The sequence below is a fragment of the Corynebacterium sp. S5S1 genome (assembly GCF_001913985.1).
Taxonomy (GTDB): domain Bacteria; phylum Actinomycetota; class Actinomycetes; order Mycobacteriales; family Mycobacteriaceae; genus Corynebacterium; species Corynebacterium marquesiae.
Map to the genome: position 1 here is coordinate 11,456 of NZ_MKXT01000012.1, position 24,359 is coordinate 35,814.

23 protein-coding genes are annotated in these 24,359 nt (G+C 61.9%); 10 read left to right on the forward strand and 13 right to left on the reverse strand.

The genetic code is table 11. The features are described 5' to 3' along the window. The first annotated feature begins 68 nt into the window (after window positions 1–68). Window positions 69–230, forward strand: coding sequence for a type II toxin-antitoxin system RelE family toxin (locus BKN05_RS06020; RefSeq protein ID WP_239661102.1), 162 nt, complete (start codon window positions 69–71; stop codon window positions 228–230). On the opposite strand, the gene rbsD is transcribed toward BKN05_RS06020, so the two are convergent. Genes rbsD through BKN05_RS06050 form a run of 6 tightly spaced genes read right to left on the reverse strand, consistent with a single transcriptional unit; the run spans window position 227 to window position 5,894 of the window. Then, entirely contained in the window at window positions 227–601 is a 375-nt protein-coding gene (gene rbsD / locus BKN05_RS06025) for a D-ribose pyranase (RefSeq protein ID WP_286688209.1), read from the reverse strand. The genes BKN05_RS06020 and rbsD overlap by 4 nt on opposite strands. Beyond that, window positions 594–1,502: a ribokinase gene (locus tag BKN05_RS06030; protein WP_286688210.1), complete on the reverse strand. Its 909-nt coding sequence runs from the start codon at window positions 1,500–1,502 to the stop codon at window positions 594–596. Before BKN05_RS06030 ends, rbsD begins: the two co-directional genes overlap by 8 nt. Then, window positions 1,499–2,413, reverse strand: coding sequence for a substrate-binding domain-containing protein (locus tag BKN05_RS06035; protein WP_286688211.1), 915 nt, complete (start codon window positions 2,411–2,413; stop codon window positions 1,499–1,501). Before BKN05_RS06035 ends, BKN05_RS06030 begins: the two co-directional genes overlap by 4 nt. Window positions 2,414–2,425: 12 nt before the next feature. Continuing rightward, window positions 2,426–3,367, reverse strand: a complete 942-nt coding sequence (locus BKN05_RS06040) for an ABC transporter permease (RefSeq protein WP_150851164.1) — start codon at window positions 3,365–3,367, stop codon at window positions 2,426–2,428. Beyond that, window positions 3,364–4,908: a sugar ABC transporter ATP-binding protein gene (locus tag BKN05_RS06045; protein WP_286688212.1), complete on the reverse strand. Its 1,545-nt coding sequence runs from the start codon at window positions 4,906–4,908 to the stop codon at window positions 3,364–3,366. The genes BKN05_RS06040 and BKN05_RS06045 overlap by 4 nt, the downstream gene beginning before the upstream one ends. Further along, window positions 4,905–5,894, reverse strand: coding sequence for a LacI family DNA-binding transcriptional regulator (locus BKN05_RS06050; protein ID WP_286688213.1), 990 nt, complete (start codon window positions 5,892–5,894; stop codon window positions 4,905–4,907). Before BKN05_RS06050 ends, BKN05_RS06045 begins: the two co-directional genes overlap by 4 nt. 130 nt (window positions 5,895–6,024) lie before the next feature. Here BKN05_RS06050 and BKN05_RS06055 point away from each other — a divergent pair, with 130 nt between their 5' ends. The 6 genes from BKN05_RS06055 (at window position 6,025) to galK (ending at window position 11,764) form a co-directional block, all read left to right on the forward strand. Then, entirely contained in the window at window positions 6,025–6,468 is a 444-nt protein-coding gene (locus tag BKN05_RS06055) for a YdcF family protein (protein ID WP_286688214.1), read from the forward strand. Between the two features lie 196 nt (window positions 6,469–6,664). Beyond that, window positions 6,665–7,564, forward strand: coding sequence for an aldose epimerase family protein (locus BKN05_RS06060; RefSeq protein ID WP_005322510.1), 900 nt, complete (start codon window positions 6,665–6,667; stop codon window positions 7,562–7,564). Window positions 7,565–7,575: 11 nt separating this feature from the next. Next, a complete protein-coding gene (locus tag BKN05_RS06065) occupies window positions 7,576–9,225 on the forward strand; it encodes a sodium:solute symporter family protein (RefSeq protein WP_286688215.1) in 1,650 nt (549 codons plus the stop codon). Window positions 9,226–9,235: 10 nt separating this feature from the next. Next, entirely contained in the window at window positions 9,236–9,478 is a 243-nt protein-coding gene (locus BKN05_RS06070; protein WP_005322508.1) for a hypothetical protein, read from the forward strand. Further along, a complete protein-coding gene (gene galT / locus BKN05_RS06075; RefSeq protein ID WP_286688216.1) occupies window positions 9,478–10,572 on the forward strand; it encodes a galactose-1-phosphate uridylyltransferase in 1,095 nt (364 codons plus the stop codon). The genes BKN05_RS06070 and galT overlap by 1 nt, the downstream gene beginning before the upstream one ends. Beyond that, window positions 10,565–11,764, forward strand: a complete 1,200-nt coding sequence (galK, locus tag BKN05_RS06080) for a galactokinase (RefSeq protein WP_286688217.1) — start codon at window positions 10,565–10,567, stop codon at window positions 11,762–11,764. The genes galT and galK overlap by 8 nt, the downstream gene beginning before the upstream one ends. A gap of 158 nt (window positions 11,765–11,922) precedes the next feature. Here the strand turns inward: galK and BKN05_RS06085 are convergent, their stop codons facing one another. After that, on the reverse strand, window positions 11,923–12,966 hold the full coding sequence (locus BKN05_RS06085) for an RNase H family protein (RefSeq protein ID WP_250408868.1): 1,044 nt from the start codon (window positions 12,964–12,966) through the stop codon (window positions 11,923–11,925). A gap of 251 nt (window positions 12,967–13,217) precedes the next feature. Between BKN05_RS06085 and BKN05_RS06090 the strand changes: the two genes are divergently transcribed. From BKN05_RS06090 to BKN05_RS06100, 3 genes are all read left to right on the forward strand, one after another. Continuing rightward, window positions 13,218–14,120 carry a DUF559 domain-containing protein gene (locus BKN05_RS06090; RefSeq protein ID WP_286688218.1) on the forward strand — a complete coding sequence of 301 codons (903 nt, stop codon included), beginning with the start codon at window positions 13,218–13,220 and terminating at the stop codon, window positions 14,118–14,120. Window positions 14,121–14,306: 186 nt separating this feature from the next. Continuing rightward, on the forward strand, window positions 14,307–15,470 hold the full coding sequence (locus BKN05_RS06095) for an NRAMP family divalent metal transporter (RefSeq protein WP_200435864.1): 1,164 nt from the start codon (window positions 14,307–14,309) through the stop codon (window positions 15,468–15,470). Then, on the forward strand, window positions 15,470–16,240 hold the full coding sequence (locus BKN05_RS06100; protein WP_200435794.1) for a putative hydro-lyase: 771 nt from the start codon (window positions 15,470–15,472) through the stop codon (window positions 16,238–16,240). Before BKN05_RS06095 ends, BKN05_RS06100 begins: the two co-directional genes overlap by 1 nt. On the opposite strand, the gene BKN05_RS06105 is transcribed toward BKN05_RS06100, so the two are convergent. From BKN05_RS06105 to BKN05_RS06130, 6 genes are all read right to left on the reverse strand, one after another. Next, complete coding sequence (locus tag BKN05_RS06105) at window positions 16,237–16,857, reverse strand: GntR family transcriptional regulator (RefSeq protein ID WP_005322499.1); 621 nt, start codon at window positions 16,855–16,857, stop codon at window positions 16,237–16,239. The genes BKN05_RS06100 and BKN05_RS06105 overlap by 4 nt on opposite strands. Before the next feature lie 68 nt (window positions 16,858–16,925). After that, window positions 16,926–18,707 carry an acetyl/propionyl/methylcrotonyl-CoA carboxylase subunit alpha gene (locus tag BKN05_RS06110; protein ID WP_200435793.1) on the reverse strand — a complete coding sequence of 594 codons (1,782 nt, stop codon included), beginning with the start codon at window positions 18,705–18,707 and terminating at the stop codon, window positions 16,926–16,928. After that, entirely contained in the window at window positions 18,697–20,271 is a 1,575-nt protein-coding gene (locus BKN05_RS06115; RefSeq protein WP_286688219.1) for a 5-oxoprolinase subunit B/C family protein, read from the reverse strand. The genes BKN05_RS06110 and BKN05_RS06115 overlap by 11 nt, the downstream gene beginning before the upstream one ends. Beyond that, on the reverse strand, window positions 20,271–21,032 hold the full coding sequence (locus BKN05_RS06120) for a LamB/YcsF family protein (protein ID WP_286688220.1): 762 nt from the start codon (window positions 21,030–21,032) through the stop codon (window positions 20,271–20,273). Before BKN05_RS06120 ends, BKN05_RS06115 begins: the two co-directional genes overlap by 1 nt. Before the next feature lie 213 nt (window positions 21,033–21,245). Continuing rightward, entirely contained in the window at window positions 21,246–21,809 is a 564-nt protein-coding gene (locus BKN05_RS06125; RefSeq protein WP_286688221.1) for a CAP domain-containing protein, read from the reverse strand. Between the two features lie 564 nt (window positions 21,810–22,373). Continuing rightward, a complete protein-coding gene (locus tag BKN05_RS06130; protein ID WP_286688222.1) occupies window positions 22,374–24,272 on the reverse strand; it encodes a fructose-specific PTS transporter subunit EIIC in 1,899 nt (632 codons plus the stop codon). Between the last annotated feature and the right edge of the window lie 87 nt (window positions 24,273–24,359).

Here is a 24,359-nt window from a genome sequence, read left to right on the forward strand (position 1 = left end):
CGGGAGTTACAAAAATCCATCAGGGAAACCGAAAGCAATATCAACGGATTAAGCGTGCGATCGGTGGACTGGCCCAAGACCCATATCCACCAGGATCTATCGCTTTGTCCGGCAAGAGTGGCCGAAGAATAAGGGTGGGAAATTACCGCGTGCTGTACTCCGTAGAGGAGCAAGAAGTGCTGGTGGAAGTGTTTACAGTAGGGGCACGCGGAAACGTCTATAAGCGCTAGAAGGGCGCGCCGGAGCGCAAGATGACATTGGCAAACGGCGTGGTGGAACCGGTACGCACGACGAAGGAGGCGCGGGCGACCTCGCGCTTGAGGTCATCGTGGGAGACCTCGGTAAGCGGTACCGCGGGAAGCAGGGAGCGCACTTCGGGCGGGGTGGTATCGGCGATGGTCCCGGCTTCGACCACGACCTCCTCAAGGAGGGCGGCCAGGGTATCGGCAAAGGTGGGGATGCCGAAGGTCAGCGTGAGGTCGATGACGGGAACATCGTGGGGGATGGGAAGGCCGCAATCAGCGATGACAAAGGTATCGGTGTGCCCGAGGCGTGCGACGGCGCTGGTGAGTGCGGGATTGAGCAGGCCGGATTTACGCATCGGTGACCTCCGGTAGGGCGGATTCGGTGGTGGGGTAGGACGGTTGCGCGCCGTTGCCGGTGGCGGCGAAGGCGCCGACGCGGGCGGCGAAAGTGGCGGCATCGACAAGCGAGGCACCGGTGAGGAGCTGGGCGCAGAAGGCACCTGCGAAGGCATCGCCGGCGCCGGTGGTATCCACGGCAGTCACGCGCGGGGTGGGGATATCCGTGCCGCCCTCTGGGGTGGCTACGTAGGCGCCGTGGGCGCCGAGGGTCAGCACGACGGACCGGAAGCCGGCCTCTACTAGGCGGTGGGCGAGCTCGCGCGGGGCGCCTTCAGATGGTAGACCGAGCTGGTCCAAGATGAGCCCGGCCTCGTGTTCATTGGCTAGGAGGGGATCGGCCTGCAGAAGCGAGTCGCGGTCGACCTTGACCACGGGCGCGAGGTTGACCACCACTCGGCCTTGGGCCGCCTCGACCGCGGCCTGGAAACCGGAGGCGGGGATTTCGCCCTGGAGGAGGACTACATCGGCATCGGCGATGGTGGAAGCGCGGGAGGAGACAAAGGGGGCGTCGACAAGCGCGTTGGCACCGGGGGAGATGACGATGGTGTTCTCGCCATCGGCCGAGACGGTGATGACGGCGAGGCCGGTGTTGGTATCGGCCTGTTCCACGGCGGCCAGATCTATGCCGGAGGTGCGCATATAGTGCATGGCAGGCTCGGCATAGGGATCGGAGCCGACCGCGCCCACGAAGGCCACAGTGGCGCCCAGCTGTGCGGCCGCGACAGCCTGGTTAGCGCCCTTGCCTCCGGCCAAGATGTCGCCGCCGGAGCCCAGCAGGGTCTCGCCGGGTTGCGGGTGGCGATCGGCGTGCACGATGAGATCGGCATTGATGGAACCGACGACGGTTAGCTTGCTCATTGGAAATCCTCCACATTGTCGCGGGTGACGGTGATGACCTCGACGGGGACGCTCTTCTCCGCCGCGCCACCGTGCAGGAGCGCTGCGGCTTGTTCGATGGCGCGGGCACCGAGCTCTGCGGGCTGCTGGGCGATGGTAGCTTCCAGCTTGCCATCTTTGACCGCTTTGAGGCCATCGAAGGTGCCATCAAAAGCCACCACCTTGACCTCAGATCCGGCGCGCGAACCCAAAGCTTCGACCGCGCCGAGCGCCATTTCATCGTTCTCTGCAAAGATGGCCTTGATATCCGGGTTGGCCTGCAGCAGGTTGGTGGCGACGTTGAGGCCTTCGGTGCGGTCGAAATTCGCCGATTGCTTGCCGACGACCCGAATGTCCCCGTACTTCGCAATCTGCTCTTCAAAGCCCTTACCGCGCTCGCGTGAGGCCGAAGTACCGGCGGTGCCCTGCAGGATGAGGATATCGCCCTTCTTCCCAATGGATTCGGCGAGCTTATCCGCAGCCTGCGCGCCGCCGGCGACGTTATCGGAAGCCACCATGGAATCCAGCTCAACGCCGTTGACATCGCGGTCCACGCCGATGACGGGCACGCCGTCATTCTTGATGCCACGCACGGCTGGAGCGACGGCATCGGAATCGGTGGGGTTGACCACGACGACCTTGGCGCCCATGGAAGTGGCATTGCCCAGCTGATTGACTTGCTGGGCGGGGTCATCGGAAGCGTCTTGGATGTCTAGCGGAACGCCGAGTTCCTTGGCCTTATCTTGTGCGCCGTGGCGCAGCTCGACGAAGAAGGGATTGGTCTGCGTGGAGAGCGCAAGAGTGATGCGGTTGCGGTCTTCTTCCGAGCGATTGCAGGAGGCAAGGCCCAGCGCGAGGGCAGGTACGAGGAGGGCGGCGATGAGCTTTTTCATAGCGGGTGCTCCTTAGTTGGCCGTCTTATTGCGAATGACGTCGAAGCCAACGGCCAGCGCGATGACCAGGCCGATGACGATCTGCTGCCAGAAAGAGGAGACGTTGAGCAGGTTCAAGCCATTGCGGATGACCGCTAGCAAGATCGCGCCGACCAGTGTGCCGGTGGCCTTGCCTTGGCCACCGGAGAGCGAGGCGCCGCCGATGACGACGGCCGCGATGGCATCGAGCTCATAGCCGGTGCCGGCCTGCGGCTGTGCGGATTCGAGGCGGCCGGCCATGACCATGCCGGCCCAGGCGGCGAAGAAACCGGAGAGCGCAAAGACAGCGATCTGGATGCGCTTGACCGGCAGGCCCGAGAGGCGGGCGGCCTCCAGGTTGCCGCCGATGGCGTACATGGAACGGCCGAGCACCGTGCGCTCCAAGATGAACCAACAGATGAGCCCGGCGATAACCATCATGATGATGGGCACGGGGAAGCCGGCGATATCGCCACCAAAGGCATTGACGGACGGGGCAGTTTCAATTGGCGAGCCCTGGGAAATGACCAGGGTGAGGCCGCGGGCGATGGACATCATGGCCAGCGTCGCAATGAAAGAGGGGATCTTGCCCCACGCGGTGGCCATGCCGCAGATGGCGCCGGCCAGCGCACCCACGATCAGGCCGAGAAGCAGGGTGAGCCAGCCAGGCAGTCCCGCTGTGGAGAACATATAGGCAGAGACCATGGCGCCGAGCGCGGCGACCGAGCCCACTGAGAGGTCGATGCCTGCGGTGACGATGACAAAGGTCATGCCGAAGGCCAAGATGGCCACCGTGGCGGCCTGGATGCCGATATTGAGCAGGTTCGCCACGGTGAGGAAGTACGGCGTAGCGATAAACAGCGCGATGCACAGGGCGATGAGGCCGACGAGCGCACCATTATTCATCGCCCAATTAACTACTCGATTCTTGGTCATGCTTCATCCTTGGGGTTAATGCCGGCAGGTGCGGCAGCAGAGGCGGTGGTAGAAGAGGTCACATTGGATACGGCAAAGGCCATGACCTCGTCTTGGGTGGAGTCCTTAGGTAACTGTCCAGCGAGTTGGCCGCCGGACATGACGAGGATGCGGTCGGACATGCCGAGCACCTCAGGCAGATCGGAGGAGGCCATGAGCACGGCGCCGCCGGCAGCGGTGACTTCATTGATGATGTTGTAAATCTCCACCTTGGCGCCGACGTCGACGCCGCGGGTGGGCTCATCGAGGAGGAGGACCTTGGAGCCGGCCAGCACCCAGCGGCCAAAGACCGCCTTTTGTTGATTGCCGCCGGATAGGTTCCGGATGGGCTGGGAGAGATCGGCCATGCGAATGCGCAGCTTCTCCGCTACGTCACCGGCGCGGCGGCGTTGGCCGCTGCGGTCTGCTAGCCCCGCCTTAGCGGTGGGGTAGAGGGTGGCGAATCCGAGGTTATCGCCCACGGAGGCATCTAGAACTAGCGCTTGGGACTTGCGGTCTTCGGGGATATGGCCCACGCCGGCGCGGATGGCGCCGCGAATATCGCCGCCGCGCAGCTGCGTGCCGCCGACGCGGATGGTGCCGGAATCGTACGGGTCAGCGCCCGCGATGGCGCGAATGATTTCGGTGCGGCCGGCTCCTACGAGCCCGGCGAGGCCAACGACTTCGCCGGCATGGACGGTGAAGGTGACGTCGTGAAAGGCGCCGTCGGCAGTCAGCTCGGAGACCTCCAGCAGTGCCTCGCCGCGCTCGGGAGGAACCTCGCGCGGGTATTGGTTTTCAATCTCGCGGCCGACCATGAGCCGTACCAGCTCGTCTTCGTCCGTATCGGCTGGGACCTCGGCGATGAAAGAGCCATCGCGCAGCACGCTGATGGTCTCTGCAATGCGCGCCAGCTCCTCCAAGTGGTGGCTAATAAAGACCATGGCCACACCCTTAGCCTTGAGCTCCTCGAGCACAGCAAAGAGTGCATCGACCTCCTTGCCGGTGAGCGCGGCTGTGGGCTCGTCCAGGATGAGAATGCGCGCGTTCATAGACAGCGCCTTGGCGATTTCCACGAGCTGCTGCTTGGCCACACCCAGCTCACCCACCGGCATGTCTAGGTCCACGTCCAAGCCGATAAGACGCAGTGCCGCTTGGGCTTGTGCCTTGAGGTGCTTGCGATTGATCAACCCAAAGCGGCGTGGGGTGCGCCCGAGCATGATGTTCTCGGCCACGGACATGGTGGGCACAAGGTTGAGCTCTTGGTGAATGGTGGCGATGCCCAGCGCCTCAGATGCCTTGGTATCTGGGATTTTCACCTCTGCGCCATCTACCAGGATGCGGCCGGAATCTGGTTCGTGCACGCCGGCAATCATCTTGATGAGGGTGGATTTTCCCGCGCCATTTTCACCCAGCAAGGCCTGCACCTGGCCGCGGCGGACGGTGAGGTCTACACCCTTAATGACTTCCACCGGTCCGAAGGATTTGGTGACATTGTCCAGGCGCAAAACGCAGTCACTCATGGCGTGGCTCCATCGAGTTGGTGGGCGGTGGACATGCGCGGGATGTAACGGGTTTCTAGCACCTCGCCTTCCGGTTGGTGCTTATCATTGATCGCCGCGATGAGCTTGGCCGTGGCGGTCTCGCCCATTCTGGCCACATCCTGGTCTACCACTGAGATAGGGGAGGGTTGGAAGCGCAGGTAGATGAAGTCATCGAAGCCGACGAGCGCGATTTCTTCTCCGATGCGCTTGCCCGCATTATGACAGGCCTCCAGCGCGCCGGCCGTCATCATGGAATCTCCGGCAATGAGCGCGGTGACGCCTTCCTGCAGGAGTGCGATAGCACCCTTATAGCCCTCGCGGTGGCGGTAGCTGCCGTGGTGGATATGGGTAGGCATACCGCGGGTGGCGGCTTTGAATGCGTGGAGGCGCTGGCGGCCGGTGGAGGTTTCCTGCGGCCCGGACAGGTAGCCGATGTGCGTATGCCCCTTCTCTTTGAGCTGTTCCACGGCTTGTTTCATGCCCGAGTGGGGGTCTGATAGCACTGCTGGAATCGGGCCCAGGGTGCGGTCAATGAGCACGAGTGGACGGTAAGCGCGAGCCTGCTCCAGCGCTTCTTCGGCGCCTTCGAGCGGTACCGCGATAATGCCGTCTACCTGGCGTTCCATCAGGGCATCGAGGGCCTTGACTAGGCGCTGTGGATCCTCGCCACAACTGGTAATCATCGTGGCAAATCCGTGCTTATCGGCGGCTTCTTCAATGGCTGCGGCCATCGCGGCGAAGTAGGCATTATCTAGGCTGGGGATGACCAAGCCGATGGCGTTAGATCGGGAGCTGCGCAATGCTCGGGCTTGGGCATTGGGCCTATAGTTGAGCTTGATGGCCGTATCCTTGACGCGCTGGCGCGTGGCCTCCGAGATGGCTGGGTTGCCCGAAAGTGAGCGGGACGCGGTGGAAATGGATACTCCAGCAGCAGCGGCCACGTCCTTGAGCGTGGTTCCGGCCATGCTGTCCTCCTTGGTTTAGGCGTATGAGCCGGCTTCCGGCCCTCCTGGGTGCAATCGATTGCACATTTGAGTTAAAGGTACGGCTATTTCCATCTTCATGTCAAGAGCCGGCAAGTCTATGCTGGTATTCATGTCTGACCCGCTTCTCGTCTTGGGCTCCCGCGTAACCCATGGCTATCCCGGCGCTATGCTGCGCTCGCGCCTAGACAAGGCGTTGGCTCTCTATAGCGGTCAGCAGATTATTGTCTCCGGCCGTGGTGAGGCGGGACCCATGGCTACATACCTCATCGAGCGCGGTGTGCCGGCCGAGCGGGTAGTGGTGGAACCGGAAGCCACGAGCACCAATGAAAATCTAGAAAATGCCCACCGCTTGGCTCCGGATGCCGTGTTGCAGGTAGTGACCAATGATTTTCATGTCCTGCGCACCGCGTTGTGGGCCTGGCACCTCGGCATTGCCGTGCGCCTGCATCCCGCGTGTACCCCGTGGCGGTTGATGCCGCGCAATTACCTGCGCGAAGTCTTGGCCACGCCACACTCCGCGGCGCGAATAGTGTGGCGGCGGATGCAGGGATAGTGCTCCCGCCCTGTGTGGCGGCTTGTTTCCTACCGGCGCTTCCAGCCCCGAAAGAGGTTAACTGGAGGTTAACTCAAGGGGCGGTGAGCTGCTGAAACAGTGAGTTTGAGCCGGAAGTTATGCAAACGATTGACCGGCGCTTCGCCGTACTCCTAGGCTAAATCCAACGAAAGTTATAGCCAGAAAGGTCTTTGTTATGACCAGTGGAGGAGCAGCTGGCCCTGACGCTGACTACCCCAGCGTCGCACTTGCCCATGGCGATTATGCGGCAGAGATTGGTCTATTCGGCGGTACACTCAAAGCGCTGACCTATCGCGGCGCGCCCTTAGTAGAAAGCTACGAAGGCAAGCCGCCGCTGATGGCCGGAGTGGTGCTGGCGCCGTGGCCCAATCGCACCGAAGATGGCTGGTTTGAATGGCAGGGGACCGCCCACCAGCTAGAGATCACGGAGCCGGAGCGCAATAACGCCATCCATGGATTCGCGGTGGATTGGTGGCGCGTCACGGAACGCTCGGACAACCGGGTGGCTCTTGCCTTTGATATTGAGCCGCGCCAGGGCTGGCCGTGGGCGATTCAACTAGAGGCCACCTACGCCCTCGATGAGCGGGGATTGCACCACCAGCTCACCGCCCGCACCGCGGAACCCGGCGAGGTTCCCTTCGCCTATGGGCTGCACCTCTACCTCTCCCCACAGGGAGCTGGGGCGGAGGAGGCGGTGCTCAGTGTGGACGTCGGCAAGCGCTACTTGCTAGGCGCCCGCAACCTGCCTACGGGAAAGACGGAGCAGGTGCGCATTGTTAATCAGCCCATCGCCGAGGTGGACTGGGACGATTGCTTCCACGGCGAAGGCCCACTGACGGCCGTGTATTCGGCCGGCGGAAAGGGTGTGCGCCTGGAGATGGGCGAAGGCCTGAACTGGGTGCAGATGTTTACCCCGGCCGATTTCCCGCGGGCAGGTGGCCCCGGCAAGGCATTAGCCGTGGAGCCCATGAGCGCGCCGCCGAATGCGCTGCGCAGCGGGGAAGACCTCGCGCGCCTGAGCGCTCAGAACCCGCAGAGATTCACGCTGCGCCTTGCAGCAGAGAACAATAACTAGAAAGGTCAGCCATGGAGACTGCTGAATCCGTATTGAGGCTCGATGCCTCCTGGGTGGACTACTTCTTGGTAGCCATCTACTTCCTCTTCGTACTAGGCATCGGCTGGGCCGCCAAGGCCCGAGTGTCTAGCTCCATCGACTTCTTCCTCTCCGGCCGGGGACTGCCAGCCTGGGTGACCGGACTGGCCTTCGTCTCGGCCAACCTGGGTGCCGTGGAAATCATTGGTATGTCCGCCAATGGCGTGGAGTACGGCTTCCAAACCATGCACTACTTCTGGATCGGCGCCATCCCGGCCATGGTCTTTTTGGGCATTGTGATGATGCCGTTCTACTACGGCTCCAAGGTGCGCTCGGTGCCGGAGTTCATGCGCAAGCGCTTTGGCAACGCCGCGCACCTGGTCAATGCGATTTCTTTCGCCGTGGCCCAGCTGCTTATTGCCGGCGTGAACCTGTACTTGCTGGCCACCATCGTAGAGGCCCTGCTGGGCTGGCAGATGTGGGTATCGCTCCTCGTGGCCGGCATCATCGTGCTGTCCTATATCACCCTGGGCGGACTTTCGGCCGCCATCTATAACGAGGTGCTGCAGTTCTTCGTCATCATCGCCGCACTCGCCCCGCTGACCATCATTGGTTTGAACCGCGTTGGTGGTTGGAGCGGGCTGAAGGACGCGGTGGCCCAGGAATCGCACTTCCACACTTGGCCGGGCACGGATATCTCCGGTTTTGAGAATCCCGTGTGGTCCGTCATCGGCATCGTGCTGGGCCTCGGCTTCGTGCTTTCTTTTGGTTACTGGACCACCAACTTCGTGGAAGTTCAGCGCGCCATGGCCTCCGATTCCATTTCCGCCGCCCGTAAGACGCCGATTATCGGCGCCTTCCCCAAGATGTTCGTGCCCTTCCTCGTGGTCATTCCAGGCATGGTTGCCTCCGTTTCCGTGGCCGACTTGATGGAGGAGCGCGCGGAGCCGAATGACGCCATCTTGCTGCTCATGCGCGACCTTCTGCCCAATGGCCTGCTGGGCGTGGCGATCGCCGGCCTGCTGGCTTCCTTCATGGCCGGCATGGCCGCGAATATCTCGGCCTTTAATACCGTCATCTCCTATGACATCTGGCAGACCTATGTGGTCAAGGACCGCGAGGATGATTACTACCTGAAGTTCGGCCGCATCGCCACGATTATCGCCACCGCTATTGCCATCTTTACCGCGCTGCTCGCGCAGAACTTTGGCAATATCATGGACTACCTGCAAACCCTGTTTGGCTTCTTTAATGCGCCGCTGTTTGCCACCTTCATTCTGGGCATGTTCTGGAAGCGCATGACCCCGCACGCCGGTTGGTCCGGTCTTGTGGCCGGTACCGGTTCCGCCATCGCTTTCTGGTACGTCGCGTCCTTCACGGACATGATCAACCTGCCGGGCCAAGGCACGGCCTTTGTGGCGGCCGGTGTGGCCTTTGTGGTGGATATCCTGGTGTCCATCGTGGTCACCCTGTTCACCCAGCCCAAGCCGGATAGCGAGCTGGTTGGCTTCGTCTCTTCCGTGACCCCCAAGGACCACTTTGAGGACTACACCGAAAAGTCCTTGCCCTGGTACCAGCAGACCGTCCCGCTGGGCATCATTTGCCTGGTGATGGCCGTAGCCCTCAACGTCATCTTCGCCTAAGGAGCCCAACATGTCTGAGAAAAAGCGCGCGGGCGCATTCGACCTGCGCAATGTCATCGCCGCACTCCTCGGCCTCTACGGCCTGATTTTGCTCGGCTGCTATTTCTTCCTTGACCCAGGCATCAACCCGGATACCGGGCAGGCGAAGAACGCTAGCGATAACCTATGGGCAAGCCTTGCTTTGCTGGCCGTGGCCGCCGCCTTTGTGCTGTGGGCGCGCCTGAAGCCCATCACCATCCCAGGAGAAAACTAATGGTTGAGATTACCTCTGCCACGCTTGCCGACGGCCGCGAGATCCTCTACTTCGACGACCAGCCCCATCCCGACCGCGTGCTTGTCGACGCCCGCGACATCCCCACCGTCGCCCCCGCTTCCGAAATGCGCCGGGATCCCCTAACGGGGGATTGGGTGGCCTTTGCCGCCCACCGCATGAACCGTACCTTCTTGCCACCGGCCAACGAGAACCCCCTGGCGCCCACGCGCGAAGGCCAGCTGCCCACGGAGATCCCCAGCCCCAGCTATGACGTGGTGGTCTTTGAAAACCGCTTCCCGTCCTTTGCTACTGCCGCAGACATCGAGCATCCGGAGGAGGATAACCTGCTCGGCATGGTGCCGCGCCTTCCGGCCCGCGCCCGCTGCGAGGTGGTGTGCTTTACTGAGGACCCAGCCCTATCCTTCAAGGACCTGCCGGAATCGCGCATCCGCACCGTCATCGAGGCCTGGGCTCACCGCACCGCCGCGCTATCCCAGATCGACGGCGTGCAGCAGGTTTTCCCCTTTGAAAACCGCGGCGAGGAAATCGGCGTGACCCTCCAACACCCGCACGGCCAGATTTACTCCTATCCGTTCCTTTCGCCGCGCCTGCGCTCCATTGTGGATTCTGCCCGCGCCTATGACGGCGACCTCTTCCAGGATCTCCTCGATCGCGAGCGCGCCGCCGGCACCCGCATCATCACCGAAACCGAGCACTTCACCGTCTTCGTTCCCGCCGCCGCCAAATGGCCGCTCGAAGCCATGGTCCTGCCCAACGAGGAAGTACCCGATTTCGCCGCGCTTTCCGACGCCCAACGCGCCGACCTCGCACCCCTCCTCAAAAAGCTGTACTCCGCCGTGGACCGCTTCTTCGATGGCGTGGACAAGACCCCGTATATCGCCGGCTGGACCCAGGCGCCGGTGGATCCGGACCTGCGCCCCGGCATCCGCATGCACCTGCAGCTCTTTTCGCTCATGCGATCGCCCGGCCGCATGAAGTACCTTGCCGGTTCCGAGTCCTCGCAGGCCGTGTGGATCAATGACACCACCCCGGAGCGCATCGCCGCCCGCTTCAAGGAGATCTGGGATGCTTAACTGGATTGACACCCGCAGCGATGACGAGCTTGCCGCCGCAGCCCGCGACCTCTTCGCCGCTTCCTTTCCGGACGCGCCCGAGCCCGCCGGCGTGTGGGCCGCTCCCGGCCGCGTCAACCTCATCGGCGAGCACATCGATTACGCCGGCGGCGCCTCCATTCCCTTTGCGCTGGAACAAAACACCGCCGTCGCCGTCGCACCCCGCACCGATGGCCTTCTCCGGATAGCCTCCGAATACGACGGCAGCGTTGCCCAGGCCAGCCTCCCACTCTCCGAAGTCCGCCCTGGCCACCCTTCCGACTGGTCCGGCTACGTCGCCGGCACCGTCTGGGCCGCCACTGCCGCGGACGTTCTGACCTGCGCCGGCCTCGATATTGCCATCGTCTCCGATGTCCCCGTCGGCTCTGGTCTGTCCAGCTCCGCCGCCCTCGAGTGCTCCGTTGCCGTGGCCGCCTACGAGCTTTGCCACGGCAAAGCTCCCGATGACGCCGCCCGCGCGCAGCTGGCCCAGGCTTGCATCCGCGCCGAAAACGAGGTGGTTGGCGCCTCTACCGGCGGCCTGGACCAAAACGCCAGCCTCTTCGGTCAGCGTGGAAAGGCCCTCTTCCTGGATTTTGCCACCGGCGCCGTCGAGCGCGTGCCGTTCAATATCGAGGCCCAGGACATGGTGCTGCTTATCGCGGACACCAATGCCCCGCACACGCTTTCCGACGGCCAATATGCCTCCCGCCGCGGCATCATCGACGCCGTCCAGTCTGCCGCCGGCCACACCATTCGCGAAATCCCGGATGCCGTCGCCTTTGCCGCCACCGTCAACCCCGCCGACGCGGAACTCTACCGCTGCCGCGTGCGCCACGTGGTGGACGAAACCGCTCGCACCCTCGACGCCGCCACCGCGCTCACCTCTTCCGACCTGGCAAAGTTCCGCCGCCTCATGCGCGAAAGCCACCTTTCCCTGCGCGACCTGTACGAAGTCACCACTCCGGAACTCGACTCCGCCTTCACCGCGGCCGGTGAACTCGGTGCCCGCATGACTGGTGGCGGCTTCGGCGGCGCCGTCATCGCGCTCATCCCGCGCTCCGCCGTCGAGTCCACCGCCGAAGCCATCCACGACGCCGCGGCATCCCGCGGCTTCCCAGAGCCCACCTTCTTGGTGGCTCGCCCGGGAGACGGCGCCCGCCGCCTGGCTTAAGCTCCGCCTCCGGGCTCGGCTCGGTCGCGACCCCCAGCGCGCCTCTCGTCGTTAGGTCCATATTGATCAGGCTGATCTGAAGGCTGGGCCGCCTCAGATCGGCCCTAACTCCCTCAATTCGGCCTGATCAGATCAGCCCTAAGCCTTTAGCGTTTGGTTCACAACGCCGAGAGAGCTTTCTGAATCCCCTCGCGCAGCGTCTCGCGAGACTGCTTCATTGGATGCGCAATCGCGCGCAACCCCATGTACGCAATCTGGTCGGCCGCCCGATTCAGCGGATCGCCCGCATGCCCGAGCACACGGCGAATGTCGACCTCGCATTGGCCTTGGATATCGCCCCAAGCTTGCTGGAATCGGGACCGCGCACCCGAAGACACCCCTCGCCACGTGCGCCCCGGCCGTGATGCTTTAGAGCCGCGCTTATGCACAATCTGCTCGACCGCCTCCAAAGCGGCTACGGAATCGGACTCAATGACCGCCTTGCGCGCACCCACCTTGAGCAGGTATTTCAGTGCGAGCGTCAGTGCTTCGAGCTCAAGCTCATCTGTGCTCGCCTTGGTTTCTCGAGTCCGTAACCGGTAGTCGCCGTTTCCCGCAACGAAGCACATCGACCCCTTGAATACAGTATCCGAGGAAGCATCGGTGGCTATGCGCACCACCTCGCCCTCGGCCCACGAGGAGGCGCGCGAGAAGTTCGGCCACCAGTGCGCTTTCGGCGTCTCTACCTGTGCCGCTTGCTTCTTTTTCGGCGCCTCACCCATCTTTCGGGCCTTCCGGGCGGTCAGGCCGGCTTGTTTTCTGCGCACAGAGCTCGCGCTTTTCGACGCCCTATTTTCTCCCGCAAAGCTTCCCGTCACCGTGAAACCGTCAGCCGTGAGTGCCGCTCGCAACGCGTTCTGCCTGCGACCAGTGACAATCCACACTCGTCCGTCGAGTCCCTTGAGCGCGCTGTTGACCTCGCGCACGGCGATATCGACGATATTGCCCTTCTTCGTTTGGCCGCGGCGCACAAAACGCGTCTGCTTAGTATTGACCGCGATGACCCAGCCTTCGATGGTGCCGTTGGGGGCGGAATCCCAACGCTCGTCCCAGAGTGCGACCGCAACGTGGATTGGTGCCGAGACCATATCCGAGGTGATCTTGCGGGTGCCGTAGGTGCGCGATTGCGTACCGGTTAGTTCTGAGAGCTCGATGGGTTCCATTATCTCTAGTAAAGCACGGTTAACCGCGCTGCTGAATTATCCCCCACACCGCCGCTGTGAACTGCTTCTCCTTAGGTCGAATGTGATCGAGCCGATCTGAGCACAACCCGCCCTCAATTCAGCCTCAACGCCCTCAATTCGGCCCGATCACCTTGGACCTAATATTCCGACCCCCACTCAAGGCCCTCGGAAATTCACCTTCCTGAGCCTCATGACGCGTGCCCCGCCCCGCCAGCCGCGAAGATGAAACCATGATTACAGATCACTTCATCAACCTTCGTTACGCCGGAGCCGAAAGTCCGCACCATTTAGCTCTCCAGAGCGGTGAGCTCACCCAGATAGCGCCCTGGATCGCCGTACCCACAGCCACCTGGAGGCAATGGGTACGCCATAAACAACAATTCGCCAAAGTAGCCGCTGCCGGGTGGAGCACCCACCGCGCCGTCCTCATCAGCAAATCGGCCGCGCGGCTGTGGGGAATATGGGTAATTTCCAGGGAAGGGGAGGAGGTGGAGTTAGCGGTGCCTTCGGGAAGCGTTCCCCCACGCAGACTCACCCCGAAAGGCTACCGTTACCGCCGGGTAAAGTCCCTCCAAGAATCCACGGTGTCGATTGCGGGTGTGCGCGCCACGAATCCCGCCCGCACCTGCCTCGAAATCGCCCGGCTACACGGCTTTCCGGATGGCCTGGTAGCTACCGATTCTGCCCTCAGGCAACACGACGTCACCACATATGACTTGCGCGAAGAACTGGCAAAAATGCAGCGCACGAGGGGACAAGCAGCCATGCGTAAGGTTATCGAGCACGCGTACGGCGGATCGGAATCGCCCTATGAGTCCTATCTGCGAGCCCTCATTATTGAGCGTTTCCCGCAGGTGAAAATTGAGCCCCAGAAATCGCTGCTCGGGAAATATCGGGCGGATCTTTGTCTCGATGGCTGGCTGGTTGTCGAGGTCGATGGCGATGCCAAATATGACGGTACCTATGGCGAGGCGCCCGCTTACGTGGTCAAGCAGCAGATAAAGAGGCAGCGAGCGCTAGAAAACCGCGGATACGTGGTGCTGCGCTTTGGCCCCAGCGATATGAAAGCGCCGGACGACGCATTGCGGATAATCGCCAGCCACCTGGAAAAACGAACGAGAAAAGTAGCCTAGATCACCCCCGCGCCACCCCACAACGCATAAAAGTTGTTGAACAAAAGGCATAGCAACCTTTAAGATGATGCGCATCACAAATTAATGCGACCTGCATCACGAAAGGTGAATCTAGTGAGTGCTGAGACATCACACGCCACTCCGGCGCAGGCGGGGGACAAGACCCCGCCCAAGGGCCTCGGCGCCATGGCCGGTGCCATGTTCCTCATGGCCACCTCCGCCATCGGTCCGGGATTTTTGACCCAGACCTCGGTCTTTACCGTGCAGATGGGAGCATCCTTCGCATTTGCGATTATGCTGTCCATCCTCGTGGACATCGCTATCCAGCTCAATGTGTGGCGAGTTCTCTGCGTGACCGGCATGCGCGCCAATACCTTGGGCAATACCGTGCTCCCTGGCCTGGGCTGGGTGCTTGCCGTATTCGTGTTCATCGGCGGCGCAGTCTTCAATATTGGCAATATCGCCGGTTCTGGCCTGGGCATTAATGCGATGCTGGGCATCGATTCGCGCATCGGCGGCGTCATTGCCGCGGCCATCGCGATCTTTATCTTCCTCTCCAAGAAGGCGGGCATGGCGCTTGACCGTCTCGTTGCGGTCCTCGGCGCGGTCATGATCCTGCTGATGCTCTACGTTGCGGTGGTCAGCCAGCCACCGGTGGGGGAGGCGCTCAAGAATACCGTCGCGCCGGGCGAGATCGACTTCTTCGTCATCACCACCATCATTGGTGGCACCGTGGGTGGTTATATCACCTTTGCCGGCGCGCACCGCCTCATCGATTCCGGCCACACCGGCGTGGAAAACGTCAAAAACATTACCTATACCTCGGTAAGCGGCATCGTGGTCACCGGCATCATGCGTATGCTCCTCTTCTTGGCGGTTCTCGGCGTGGTCGCCACCGGCGTGGCGCTTTCGGACGACAACACCGCGGCCGATGCCTTCTACAATGCCGCCGGCGAGTTTGGCCTGCGTGCCTTCGGCGTGGTCCTCTTCGCGGCCGGTTTGTCCTCGGTTATCGGCGCCGCCTATACCTCGGTATCCTTCGTGACCTCCCAGGACACCTCGACGCGCACCCGCAATATCCTCACCATTATTTTCATTGCGGTGTGCACGGTAGTCTTCGTAGCCATCAACTCCGCGCCACAGAAGTTGCTCATCTTCGCCGGCGCCATCAATGGCCTGATCCTGCCCATCGGTTTCGCCCTCGTGATGTGGGTGGCCTGGCGCCGCCGCGACCTCCTGCAGGGCTATAAGTATCCCAAGTGGTTGCTGGTTATCGGCACCCTGGCGTGGGTACTCACCATCTTCATCGGCTTCAAGGCTTTCTCCGGCATCACCGAGCTGTGGGCATAATGCAGACCCCAGAGCAGGTGCGCGAGTATGCGCGCAGCCATGACATGGCCACCACCGCCGGGCATGCCCGCGGTTTCATGCAGGCTAACCTGCTGGCCGTGCCGCAGGAATACGCGTTTGATTTCTTGCTCTTTGCCCAGCGCAATCCCAAGCCATGCCCGATTGTGGGCGTGCTGGAAGCCGGTCAGTACACCTCCGAGCTGCTGCCGGGTGGGGATATCCGCACCGATATTCCGGCCTACCGTGTCTTTGAAAACGGCGAGCATACAGCCACGCTTGCCGACGCCACCTCGTACTACACCCCAGACATGGTCAGCTTCCTCATCGGTTGCTCTTTTACCTTTGAGACTGCGCTGCAGGATAACGGCATTGAGGTCGCGCACATTGCCCAGCAGCGCAACGTGCCGATGTTTAAAACCACGATTCCCACCACCCCGGCCGGTGTCTTTTCCGGGCCCATGGTAGTCTCCATGCGCCCTATTCCGGCCGCGCAGGTCTCCGATGCCGTGCGGATTACCTCCCGTTACCCATCAGTTCACGGCGCCCCGGTTCACGTGGGTGACCCGGCGGCCATTGGCATTGAGAACTTGAACCGCCCGGACTTTGGTGATCCGGGCGAAGTGCCGGAGGGCTGCCTGCCGGTCTTTTGGGCCTGTGGTGTGACCCCGCAGGCCATCGTGATGGAATCTAAGCCGCGCTTAGCTATTACGCACGCACCGGGCCAGATGCTCGTGACCAACGCCCGCGATCAAGATTTTCTCATTCCTTAATCGTCCAGCACGGCGAGGATCTTCTCGCAGGTATTCATGAGGCTGTCATGCGAAAGCGTGGCGGCCTCGAGGCGTTTTCCATCTGCGATAAGCGTGGCCAAGGTGATATTGCCTTGAATGTGGTCCGCATGCAGCTGCGGGTAGCGCGGGATTGCTAGCAAGAAGGTGAGCCGCATGCGGGCGAGCAGGTTATCCATCTGCTCATTAAGGGTGGGCGAGCCCAGCGCGGCCACCAGCGTGCGGTGGAAGCGTTGGTTGATGGCGGAGACTTCTTGGTGCTCGCCGCGTGCCGCGTAGTCGAAGGCGGAGGAAGTGAGGGTAACGAGCGAGGGGGCATCAGCAAACTCGCCCCAGCGCACCGCCGCGGGCTCGATGGCTGCGCGGGCGGCAAAGAGGTCGCGGATATAGTCTGCATCGGGCGTCGCAAGGAAAACACCCCGGTTAGGGATGCGTTCCACAATGCGTTCCGCGGCCAGCCTAGTGAAGGACTCGCGGAGGGTATTGCGCGAGCAGTGAAAGCGCTCGGCCGCCTTGACCTCGCTGAGCTGCTCGCCCGGCTGAAACTCGCCGGCGGAGATAGCCTCGCGCAACTCGGAGGCGACAGACTGGGAAAGCATGACCACAACTGTACTAAAAAGTTATGCACCTCACATTGAAGATGGGGTGCACAACGATGGTGTGAGCGCTAATCGATGGTCGCGATGACCTTGGAGGAATCCAGACGGTCACCCTCGGCGGCCAGGAGCTTGATGGTGCCGCCGCGCGGAGCCTTGATGGCCGATTCCATCTTCATGGCCTCGACGGTGGCGATGGCATCGCCCTCGGCTACGGTATCGCCGTCCGCAACGTTCCAGGCCACGAGGTTGGCCTCGAACGGGGAGGTGACCGCGTTGTCATCGGTGGACTGTGCGCCGGCCGAAGACGGCGCGGTGGAGGCAGAACCACCGGCCGAGCCGGCGCCCGGCGCGGTGAGGAAGTCCACGGGGACGCCGACGTTGACCAGCTTGCCGTCGATTTCTACGGCCACAGTGCGGCGCTGGGTGTAGATGGCCTCGACCTTTTCCACCTGGTTGGCGGCAGACGGGCGGTAGTTGTGATCCACCCAGTCAGTAAATACGCCAATCTCGGAGGCGCCGGCGGCAGCGGCATCGTCTGCTGGGGCGGCGGTGCCGATGAGTGCAGGCTCATCCATCATGTCGCGGTGGAACGGCAGCACGGTGCGCACGCCGGTGACGGTGAACTCGCGCAGGGCAAAGCGGGCGCGGGCCAGGGCGATTTCGCGGGTCGGGCCCCACACCACCAGCTTGGCAATCAGGGAATCATAGTACGGCGGGATGATAGAGCCGGAGCGCACCGCGGAATCTACGCGGATGCCCGGGCCGGTGGGCGGCTCGAAGGAGACAATGGTGCCGGGGCACGGCGCAAAGCCGTTGAGGATGTCCTCGGCATTGATGCGGAACTCAAAAGCATGGCCGTGAGACTGCGGATCTTCCTCGAAGGACAGCGGCTCCCCGGCCGCGATGCGGAACTGCTCGGCGATGATATCGGTACCGGTGACTACCTCAGTAACGGGGTGCTCGACCTGGACGCGGGTATTGACCTCCAGGAAGGAAATGGTGCCGTCCTCGGAAACGATGTATTCCACGGTGCCGGCGCCGGTGTAGCCCACCTTGGAGCAAATGGAGCGGGCGCCTTCGATGATGCCGTTGCGTTGGGCGTCGGAAAGCGCGGGCGCCGGAGCCTCCTCAATGAGCTTTTGGAAGCGGCGTTGGGTGGAGCAATCGCGGGTGCCGAGCACGCGCACATTGCCGTGCGTATCGGCCAATACCTGGGCTTCGACGTGGCGCGGGTGGGTGAGGAACTTCTCCACATAGCACTCGGCGCGGCCAAAAGCCTCCATGGCCTCGCGGCCGGCGGAGTTGAACGCGCCCTCGATTTCTTCCATATTGTCCACGACCTTCAAGCCGCGTCCGCCGCCACCATAAGCGGCCTTGATGGCAATGGGCAGGCCGTGCTCTTCGGCAAAGGTGCGGGCTTCTTGCCAATCATCGATGGGATCAGAAGTACCAGGTGCCAGTGGTGCGCCGACCTCTTCGGCTACGCGGCGGGCAGCGATCTTGTCACCGAGTAACTCAATATGCTCGGGCGAAGGGCCAATCCAGATCATGCCGGCCTCAGTGACGGTGCGGGCAAAGTCGGCGTTCTCAGACAAAAAGCCATAGCCTGGGTGAATAGCATCAGCACCGGCACGCACCGCGATATCGAGCAGCGCGGGCACGTTCATGTAGGTATCGGCGGCCGTATTGCCCGGCAGCGCATAAGCTTCATCCGCTACCTGGGTGTGCAAGGCACCAGCGTCTGCCTCGGAGTAAATGGCGATGGACTTAATTCCCAGGTCGCGGGCGACGCGAGCGATACGCACGGCAATCTCGCCGCGGTTAGCAATGAGGACGGTTTTAATCTGCATTTTTATCTCCAGTGTTCAAGGCTTGGGGTGCTACGAGTTCAAAGTTCACGCGTGCGCCGGGTGGCAGCTGCGCGGCAATATCAATATCTTCTTCCAAGACGGTGGCGATGACCGGGTAGCCGCCGGTCACGGCATGATCGCGCAGGAAGACCACGGGCTTGCCATTAGGTGGGATTTGGATGGAACCGGCGACCATGCCCTCGGAGGGGAGCTCGCCGTCTTTGACGCGTTCAATCGTCTCTTCGCCATCGAGACGCAGGCCCACGCGGTTGGAATCCGAAGTGACGGTCCACTCGGTGTCCAGGAAGGCGGAGACATTATCGCCAAACCAGTCATCGCGCGGTCCGAGCACGCAGCGCAAGGTGGCGCGGGTCTTGCCATCGGAGCTTTCGCGCACGCGCAGTGGGTTGGCCAGCTGGGCGTCGGTCATGCCGGTAGAGCGCGGCAGCACGCCGATGACATCGCCGGTGGTGACCGGGTCCGGGCCAAGGCCAGAAAGGACGTCGGTGGCCGCGGAGCCAAGCTCGGATTCAGCAATAATGCCGCCGCGGATGGCCACGTAATTGCGCATGCCTACCGTTGCAGGATCCACCGTGACGGTGTGCCCGGCCGTAACCAGTACGGGGCGAGCAAGGTGGACCGGCATCTCGCCGAGGCGCACACGCGCGGTCGCGCCGGTGACACAAATGACGGTATCGGTGAGCGCGTGGAGCTTAATGCCGCCGATATTTTCCAGCACTGTTGCCCCACGCGGATTGCCCACGGCCACGTTGGCGGTCGCGGCGGCGGCGCGGTCGGCAGCACCGGAGGGGGTCACGCCGAGATCGCCCACACCGGGGCGGCCCAAGTCCTGGTAGAGCGTGAGTAGGCCGGCATCGATAACCTCCATGCGCGGCAAGCGGGCAGGGGCGCGTTTCGAGCGGGCAGAGTGATCAACGAGCTCCGGCAGCTTATCCACGCTGCGATAGCGCACGCGGTCTCCCGGCTGTACCAGCGCCGGCGGGTTAGCATTGGAATCCCACATCGGCGTATTGGTGGTGCCCAACAGCTGCCAGCCGCCCGGGGAAACGCGCGGGTACACCGCGGAAAACTCGCCCGCGATACCTACGGCACCGGCCGGCACCGCGGTACGGGGATTGGATCGGCGTGGCACAGCACGCGCCTGGGAGGGGTCCGACGGCGCACAGTAGGTAAAACCCGGGGCAAAGCCACCGAATGCCGCGGTCCACTCGGTAGAGGTATGCCAGTTAATGAGCGCTTCGCGCGAAAGACCCAGCAGGTCTGCGGCCTCGTCCACATCCTCGCCGTCATAGAGCACATCAATTTCTACCGTGCGCGCCTCCGCAGCCGTCGCGGCGGCAGGGGAGAAGTCCTGCAAAAATTCCGCCGCATCACGCGCCGAATCGGGTGCTTCAAAGGTCAGCAGCAAGGTGGTGGCGGCCGCGATGCAGTCCACCTGATTCTTCAACGGCTTGGCAGAAAGCGCCGCGTGCCAATCCATCACCTGGTTCAATCCATCCAGGTCAATGAGCAACGCGCGCGTGCCCACAAAATTAATGTGCATTAGATAAAGCTCCGAATCTCGATGCCTTCTTCCCGCAGGCGCTCCACCACGCCGCGCAGCAACTTCACCGCGCCGGGCGAATCGCCGTGGGTGCATACGGATTGTGCATCTACCTCTAACTTCGTGCCATCCACGGCCGTGATCGACCCGGTCTGCGCCACCTCCAGTACTCGCTGCACCACCTCATCGGCGCTACCCAGCACCGCATTGGCTTCCTTGCGTGAGACCAGCGTGCCATCGGGGTTGTAGTTGCGGTCCGCAAAGGCTTCACGGATGACGGTAAGCCCGCTGCGCTTGGCGACGTCCACCGCTACTCCCCCCGGCAGCAGCATCACCGGCAAGTCATCAAAGGCCTTAATGCCCTTGATGACGCCTTCTGCCTGCGCCTTATCCTTGACGATGGCGTTATACATCGCGCCGTGCGGCTTCACATAGGAAACCTTGGTGCCATTGGCGCGGGCCAAAGCATCGAGCGCGCCAATTTGGTAAGTTACCTCGTCCGCGAGTTCGTCCGGGTTGTAATCGATAAAGCGGCGACCGAAACCTGCGGCGTCGTTATAACCTACATGTGCACCTACGGTAACGCCCGCTTCTGCAGCTGCCTCGAGCGTGCCGGCAATCGAGTGTGGGTCACCCGCGTGGAAGCCCGTGGCCACGTTTGCTGAGGACACCATCTCCAGCATCGCCGCGTCATCCGCGACCGGATTGCCCGCGGTCGTTTCTCCCAAGTCCGCGTTCAAATCAATATGGAGCGAGGACATTCAACACCGTCCTTTAAGATTGTTGAACAATTCGAATGCCTTTAAGTGTAACCCTCGCCACTGTCATTTGTGAAGACGGTTACTTTTTATTTACCCGCGTGCGCACCCCCACCTAGGCATGAGAAAACCGCCCCGCCCCGGGCAAGAGGTCCGGGAGGGGGCGGGGTGGCCCGCTAGAGCCCAAGGGGCCGAAGGCCCTAGCTTGTGTAATCTTTAGCGGCCGTAGTTCTGGACAGCGTAGAGCTTGCCCTCAGAGTTTATGGCAACACCAACGCCGATGGTCTTGGCGCGTGGGTCGAGCATGATCTTGCGGTGACCCGGAGATTCGTACCAAAGCTTGACCAGGAGGGCATCGGAGTAGTCGCTCCATGCCTGCAGTACGTTCTCGCCGCCGGCCGGGATGTTGGAAGGGTAGTAGTTCCAGTGCTGTGGGCGGTGGCTGAGCTTATCGGCGCGAACCAGCTGGTTGGCCCAATCCTGAGCCAGCGCATTGAGTGCACCGTTGGCGCGAACCGGGCGCAGGCCGTGTGCCTGGCGGTAGGCGTTGGTGTGGTTGATGATGCTCTGGACTCGGTTGGAAGCTGGGGCAACTGGCTTCGCAGCGGCAGCTGGGGCGACGGGCTGGCTGGCGGACGGTACCGGAAGCTTTACACCACCGAAGCTACTCAAGGAGCTGGAGGCCTCTGCTGGAGCTGCGCCAATGCTGAGGGCGACGGCTGCTGCAAGTGCAGGAGCAAAGAACTTCTTGGCGGAGAAGTGAATTTTGGGGGTAAACATGAGCGGCACCTTTCTGCTGGGACCTAGCGGAAATCAGGAGGGCGGGAATCTCGGAGTGTTAACCGCTAACTTCCGTTCCCCTTCACTTAAAAGTTAATCAATTCCGCTCGGGTAAAATCCAGCTGACCAGCAAATATTAGGATTCATGAAGTTGATGTCGCGTAAAACTAATTGCCTCTTAGTTATTTCTCGATTTGAGCTAGGAAACCCCTAAATTTCCTCAGTGATGTCGCTCAGTTCCCCGCCCCTACGGGGGTAGATCTCAACCAGTATCTCAGGTTCCCAGAGGAGTGAGGTTCTTTTAAGACATACAGCCTTAGTTTTAAGCCCGTCTCTGGTAAAGCTGGCCATTTTCTTGAAAGAGCCTATGAGAAACCTTGTGTATTTCTGGCTGTCTAAGGAGTGTAAGAGAGCATCAGGGTGATGCCGGGTCTCGTTTGAACCCGCCGCGCTACCGCTGCTCCTCCCGCGAAACCGCCCCATTCGCCCCATTCCTGTGCGGTGTTGGCATAAGAAAAGCGCCCAGCGGGTATAACCGCTGAGCGCTAGTAGCTGCAAGACAATTTAGGCCTGGGAGGTTGCGGCTGCGTTGTCAGTCGATGGTGCAGGGGAGAGCACCTGTGAAATGATGTCGGCGGCTTCCTTGCGCGTCTTCGCACCGTGGAGCTGGGCTCGGAAGTCCTCTTTCATGATGCTGCGGGCCAGCTTGGAGAGCAGCTTGAGGTGCTGCTTTCCGGCGTTATCCGGAACGGCAATAAGGAAGGCCAAGGTGGTCGGGTCCTCACCCGCGGCCCACGTGACGCCCTGGGGCAGGCGCGCGAAGGCGAGAGTTGGTACCTTCGCCCCCGCAGATCGAGCGTGCGGAATGGCCACTCCGTGGCCCACTCCAGTGGAACGGGTAGATTCGCGCTTCAACGCGGCGCTGGCGACCGCTTCCGCATCAGACATACGCGAAGAGGTGAGCTTCACCATGGAGCGAATGACCTCTTCGCTGGAAGAACCCAGGTCTTTATCGAGGCTAATCGTATCGACAGCAACAAGCGGCTTATCCTTGCGCTGCGTCAATCCCACTAGCAGGAGAATAAGGCCAGCACAGACAGCGATGCCGGCAAGCATGGCGATAAAGAAGCCAACGACGTTATCTACCGCGCCGAGCACCGCGACGATGGGGCCGCCGTGCATGACGTGGTCTTGTGCACCAACTAGACCGGCGAGCGCACCAGCTACGGCGCCACCGGCAACGTTGGCAGGGATAACCTGTAGCGGGCGTGCAGCCGCGAGCGGAATGGCGCCCTCAGTAATGCCGAAGAATCCCATGAACAACGCGGCGATGCCCGCATCATTTTCGGCCTTGGTGAACCAGCGGCGGCGCAGGAGCGTAGCTACACCAACGGCGAGAGGCGGTACGGCAATCGCGCATGCTGCCATGCCCATGGGTGCCGCATTGCCGGCCGCGATCATGCCGCCGCCAAAGAGGAAGGCTGTTTTATTAAAGGGACCACCCATATCGAAGGCGATCATGGCGCCCAGGATAAGACCCAGCACGATGACGGAGGAGCCCTGCATGCCAGCGAGATAGTCGGTCATTGCCTCGAACGCGGCCGAAACTGGTGCGCCAATGAGCAAGATGAAGATGAGCCCCACGATCAGCGTGGTGAAAATCGGGATGACGATGATGGGCCAAATCGGTGCAATGAACTTGTGTACCGGAATCTTCTTAATGGCAAGAGCCACATAACCGGACAAAATACCGGTGACAATGCCGCCCAAGAAACCGGCGCCCGCCTCAGAACCGTAAAGCGAGCCGGTGGTGGCGATGAGGCCAGTAATAAGGCCAGGGGCAAGGCCCGGCCGGTCCGCGATGCCCACCGCAATATAGCCAGAGAGCACTGGGACCATCAGCGAGAACGCCAGGGCGCCGAGCTCATTGACTGTGTTCCAGAAGCTATCTTCTGGAATCGCCATGCCCTCAGGCGTGGGCGTGCCGCCGATGGAGAGGGCGACCGCGATGAGCAGACCACCGGTTACCACGAACGGGATCATGTGCGAGACGCCGTTCATCAGCGCCTTATACATGGTTTGACCAACGTTGTTTTTACGCGGTGCCTCTTCTTCCGTTTGCTCGGAAGTGCCCTCCCAGCGCGAGGCGCTCAAGGACCTGCTGAGCAGTTCCTTCGGGTGCTTGATGGCCTCGTCCACACCGGTGGCCTCGAGGCGTTTGCCGTGGAAGCGGTCTTTGGAAATTACCGTATCGGCACCGATGACAATGGCATCAGCGTCTTCGATATCTTGCTTGCTAAAGGTTCCTTCGACGCCGATGGAACCGTGAGTTTCAATCTTGATGCGGTAGCCCAATTCTTGGGCTGCGGCCTCGAGGTTTTCGGCTGCCATGTAGGTATGTGCGATGCCCGTCGGACACGCCGTGATGGCGAGGATGAGGGGCGATGACTCTGAAGTGCTCATGACTCTCATTAAACGGCAAACGTTTGCGCTGGCACAAGAGGCAGTGATCCACTTCTTGGACTGTACGCTGGAAGCACTCCACTACAG

Bases quoted from the DNA above. Each gene is read 5' to 3' on its own strand.
- BKN05_RS06095 (WP_200435864.1), top strand. From the start codon at position 14,307: ATGGCCGGTGCCATGTTCCTCATGGCCACCTCCGCCATCGGTCCGGGA.
- BKN05_RS06090 (WP_286688218.1), top strand. From the start codon at position 13,218: ATGATTACAGATCACTTCATCAACCTTCGTTACGCCGGAGCCGAAAGT.
- BKN05_RS06125 (WP_286688221.1), bottom strand. From the start codon at position 21,809: ATGTTTACCCCCAAAATTCACTTCTCCGCCAAGAAGTTCTTTGCTCCT.
- BKN05_RS06120 (WP_286688220.1), bottom strand. From the start codon at position 21,032: ATGTCCTCGCTCCATATTGATTTGAACGCGGACTTGGGAGAAACGACC.
- rbsD (WP_286688209.1), bottom strand. From the start codon at position 601: ATGCGTAAATCCGGCCTGCTCAATCCCGCACTCACCAGCGCCGTCGCA.
- BKN05_RS06110 (WP_200435793.1), bottom strand. From the start codon at position 18,707: ATGCAGATTAAAACCGTCCTCATTGCTAACCGCGGCGAGATTGCCGTG.
- BKN05_RS06035 (WP_286688211.1), bottom strand. From the start codon at position 2,413: ATGAAAAAGCTCATCGCCGCCCTCCTCGTACCTGCCCTCGCGCTGGGC.
- BKN05_RS06045 (WP_286688212.1), bottom strand. From the start codon at position 4,908: ATGAGTGACTGCGTTTTGCGCCTGGACAATGTCACCAAATCCTTCGGA.
- galT (WP_286688216.1), top strand. From the start codon at position 9,478: ATGGTTGAGATTACCTCTGCCACGCTTGCCGACGGCCGCGAGATCCTC.
- BKN05_RS06030 (WP_286688210.1), bottom strand. From the start codon at position 1,502: ATGAGCAAGCTAACCGTCGTCGGTTCCATCAATGCCGATCTCATCGTG.
- BKN05_RS06040 (WP_150851164.1), bottom strand. From the start codon at position 3,367: ATGACCAAGAATCGAGTAGTTAATTGGGCGATGAATAATGGTGCGCTC.
- BKN05_RS06115 (WP_286688219.1), bottom strand. From the start codon at position 20,271: ATGCACATTAATTTTGTGGGCACGCGCGCGTTGCTCATTGACCTGGAT.
- BKN05_RS06055 (WP_286688214.1), top strand. From the start codon at position 6,025: ATGTCTGACCCGCTTCTCGTCTTGGGCTCCCGCGTAACCCATGGCTAT.
- BKN05_RS06100 (WP_200435794.1), top strand. From the start codon at position 15,470: ATGCAGACCCCAGAGCAGGTGCGCGAGTATGCGCGCAGCCATGACATG.
- BKN05_RS06050 (WP_286688213.1), bottom strand. From the start codon at position 5,894: ATGGCCGGAACCACGCTCAAGGACGTGGCCGCTGCTGCTGGAGTATCC.
- BKN05_RS06070 (WP_005322508.1), top strand. From the start codon at position 9,236: ATGTCTGAGAAAAAGCGCGCGGGCGCATTCGACCTGCGCAATGTCATC.
- BKN05_RS06085 (WP_250408868.1), bottom strand. From the start codon at position 12,966: ATGGAACCCATCGAGCTCTCAGAACTAACCGGTACGCAATCGCGCACC.
- BKN05_RS06060 (WP_005322510.1), top strand. From the start codon at position 6,665: ATGACCAGTGGAGGAGCAGCTGGCCCTGACGCTGACTACCCCAGCGTC.
- galK (WP_286688217.1), top strand. From the start codon at position 10,565: ATGCTTAACTGGATTGACACCCGCAGCGATGACGAGCTTGCCGCCGCA.
- BKN05_RS06130 (WP_286688222.1), bottom strand. From the start codon at position 24,272: ATGAGCACTTCAGAGTCATCGCCCCTCATCCTCGCCATCACGGCGTGT.
- BKN05_RS06105 (WP_005322499.1), bottom strand. From the start codon at position 16,857: ATGCTTTCCCAGTCTGTCGCCTCCGAGTTGCGCGAGGCTATCTCCGCC.
- BKN05_RS06065 (WP_286688215.1), top strand. From the start codon at position 7,576: ATGGAGACTGCTGAATCCGTATTGAGGCTCGATGCCTCCTGGGTGGAC.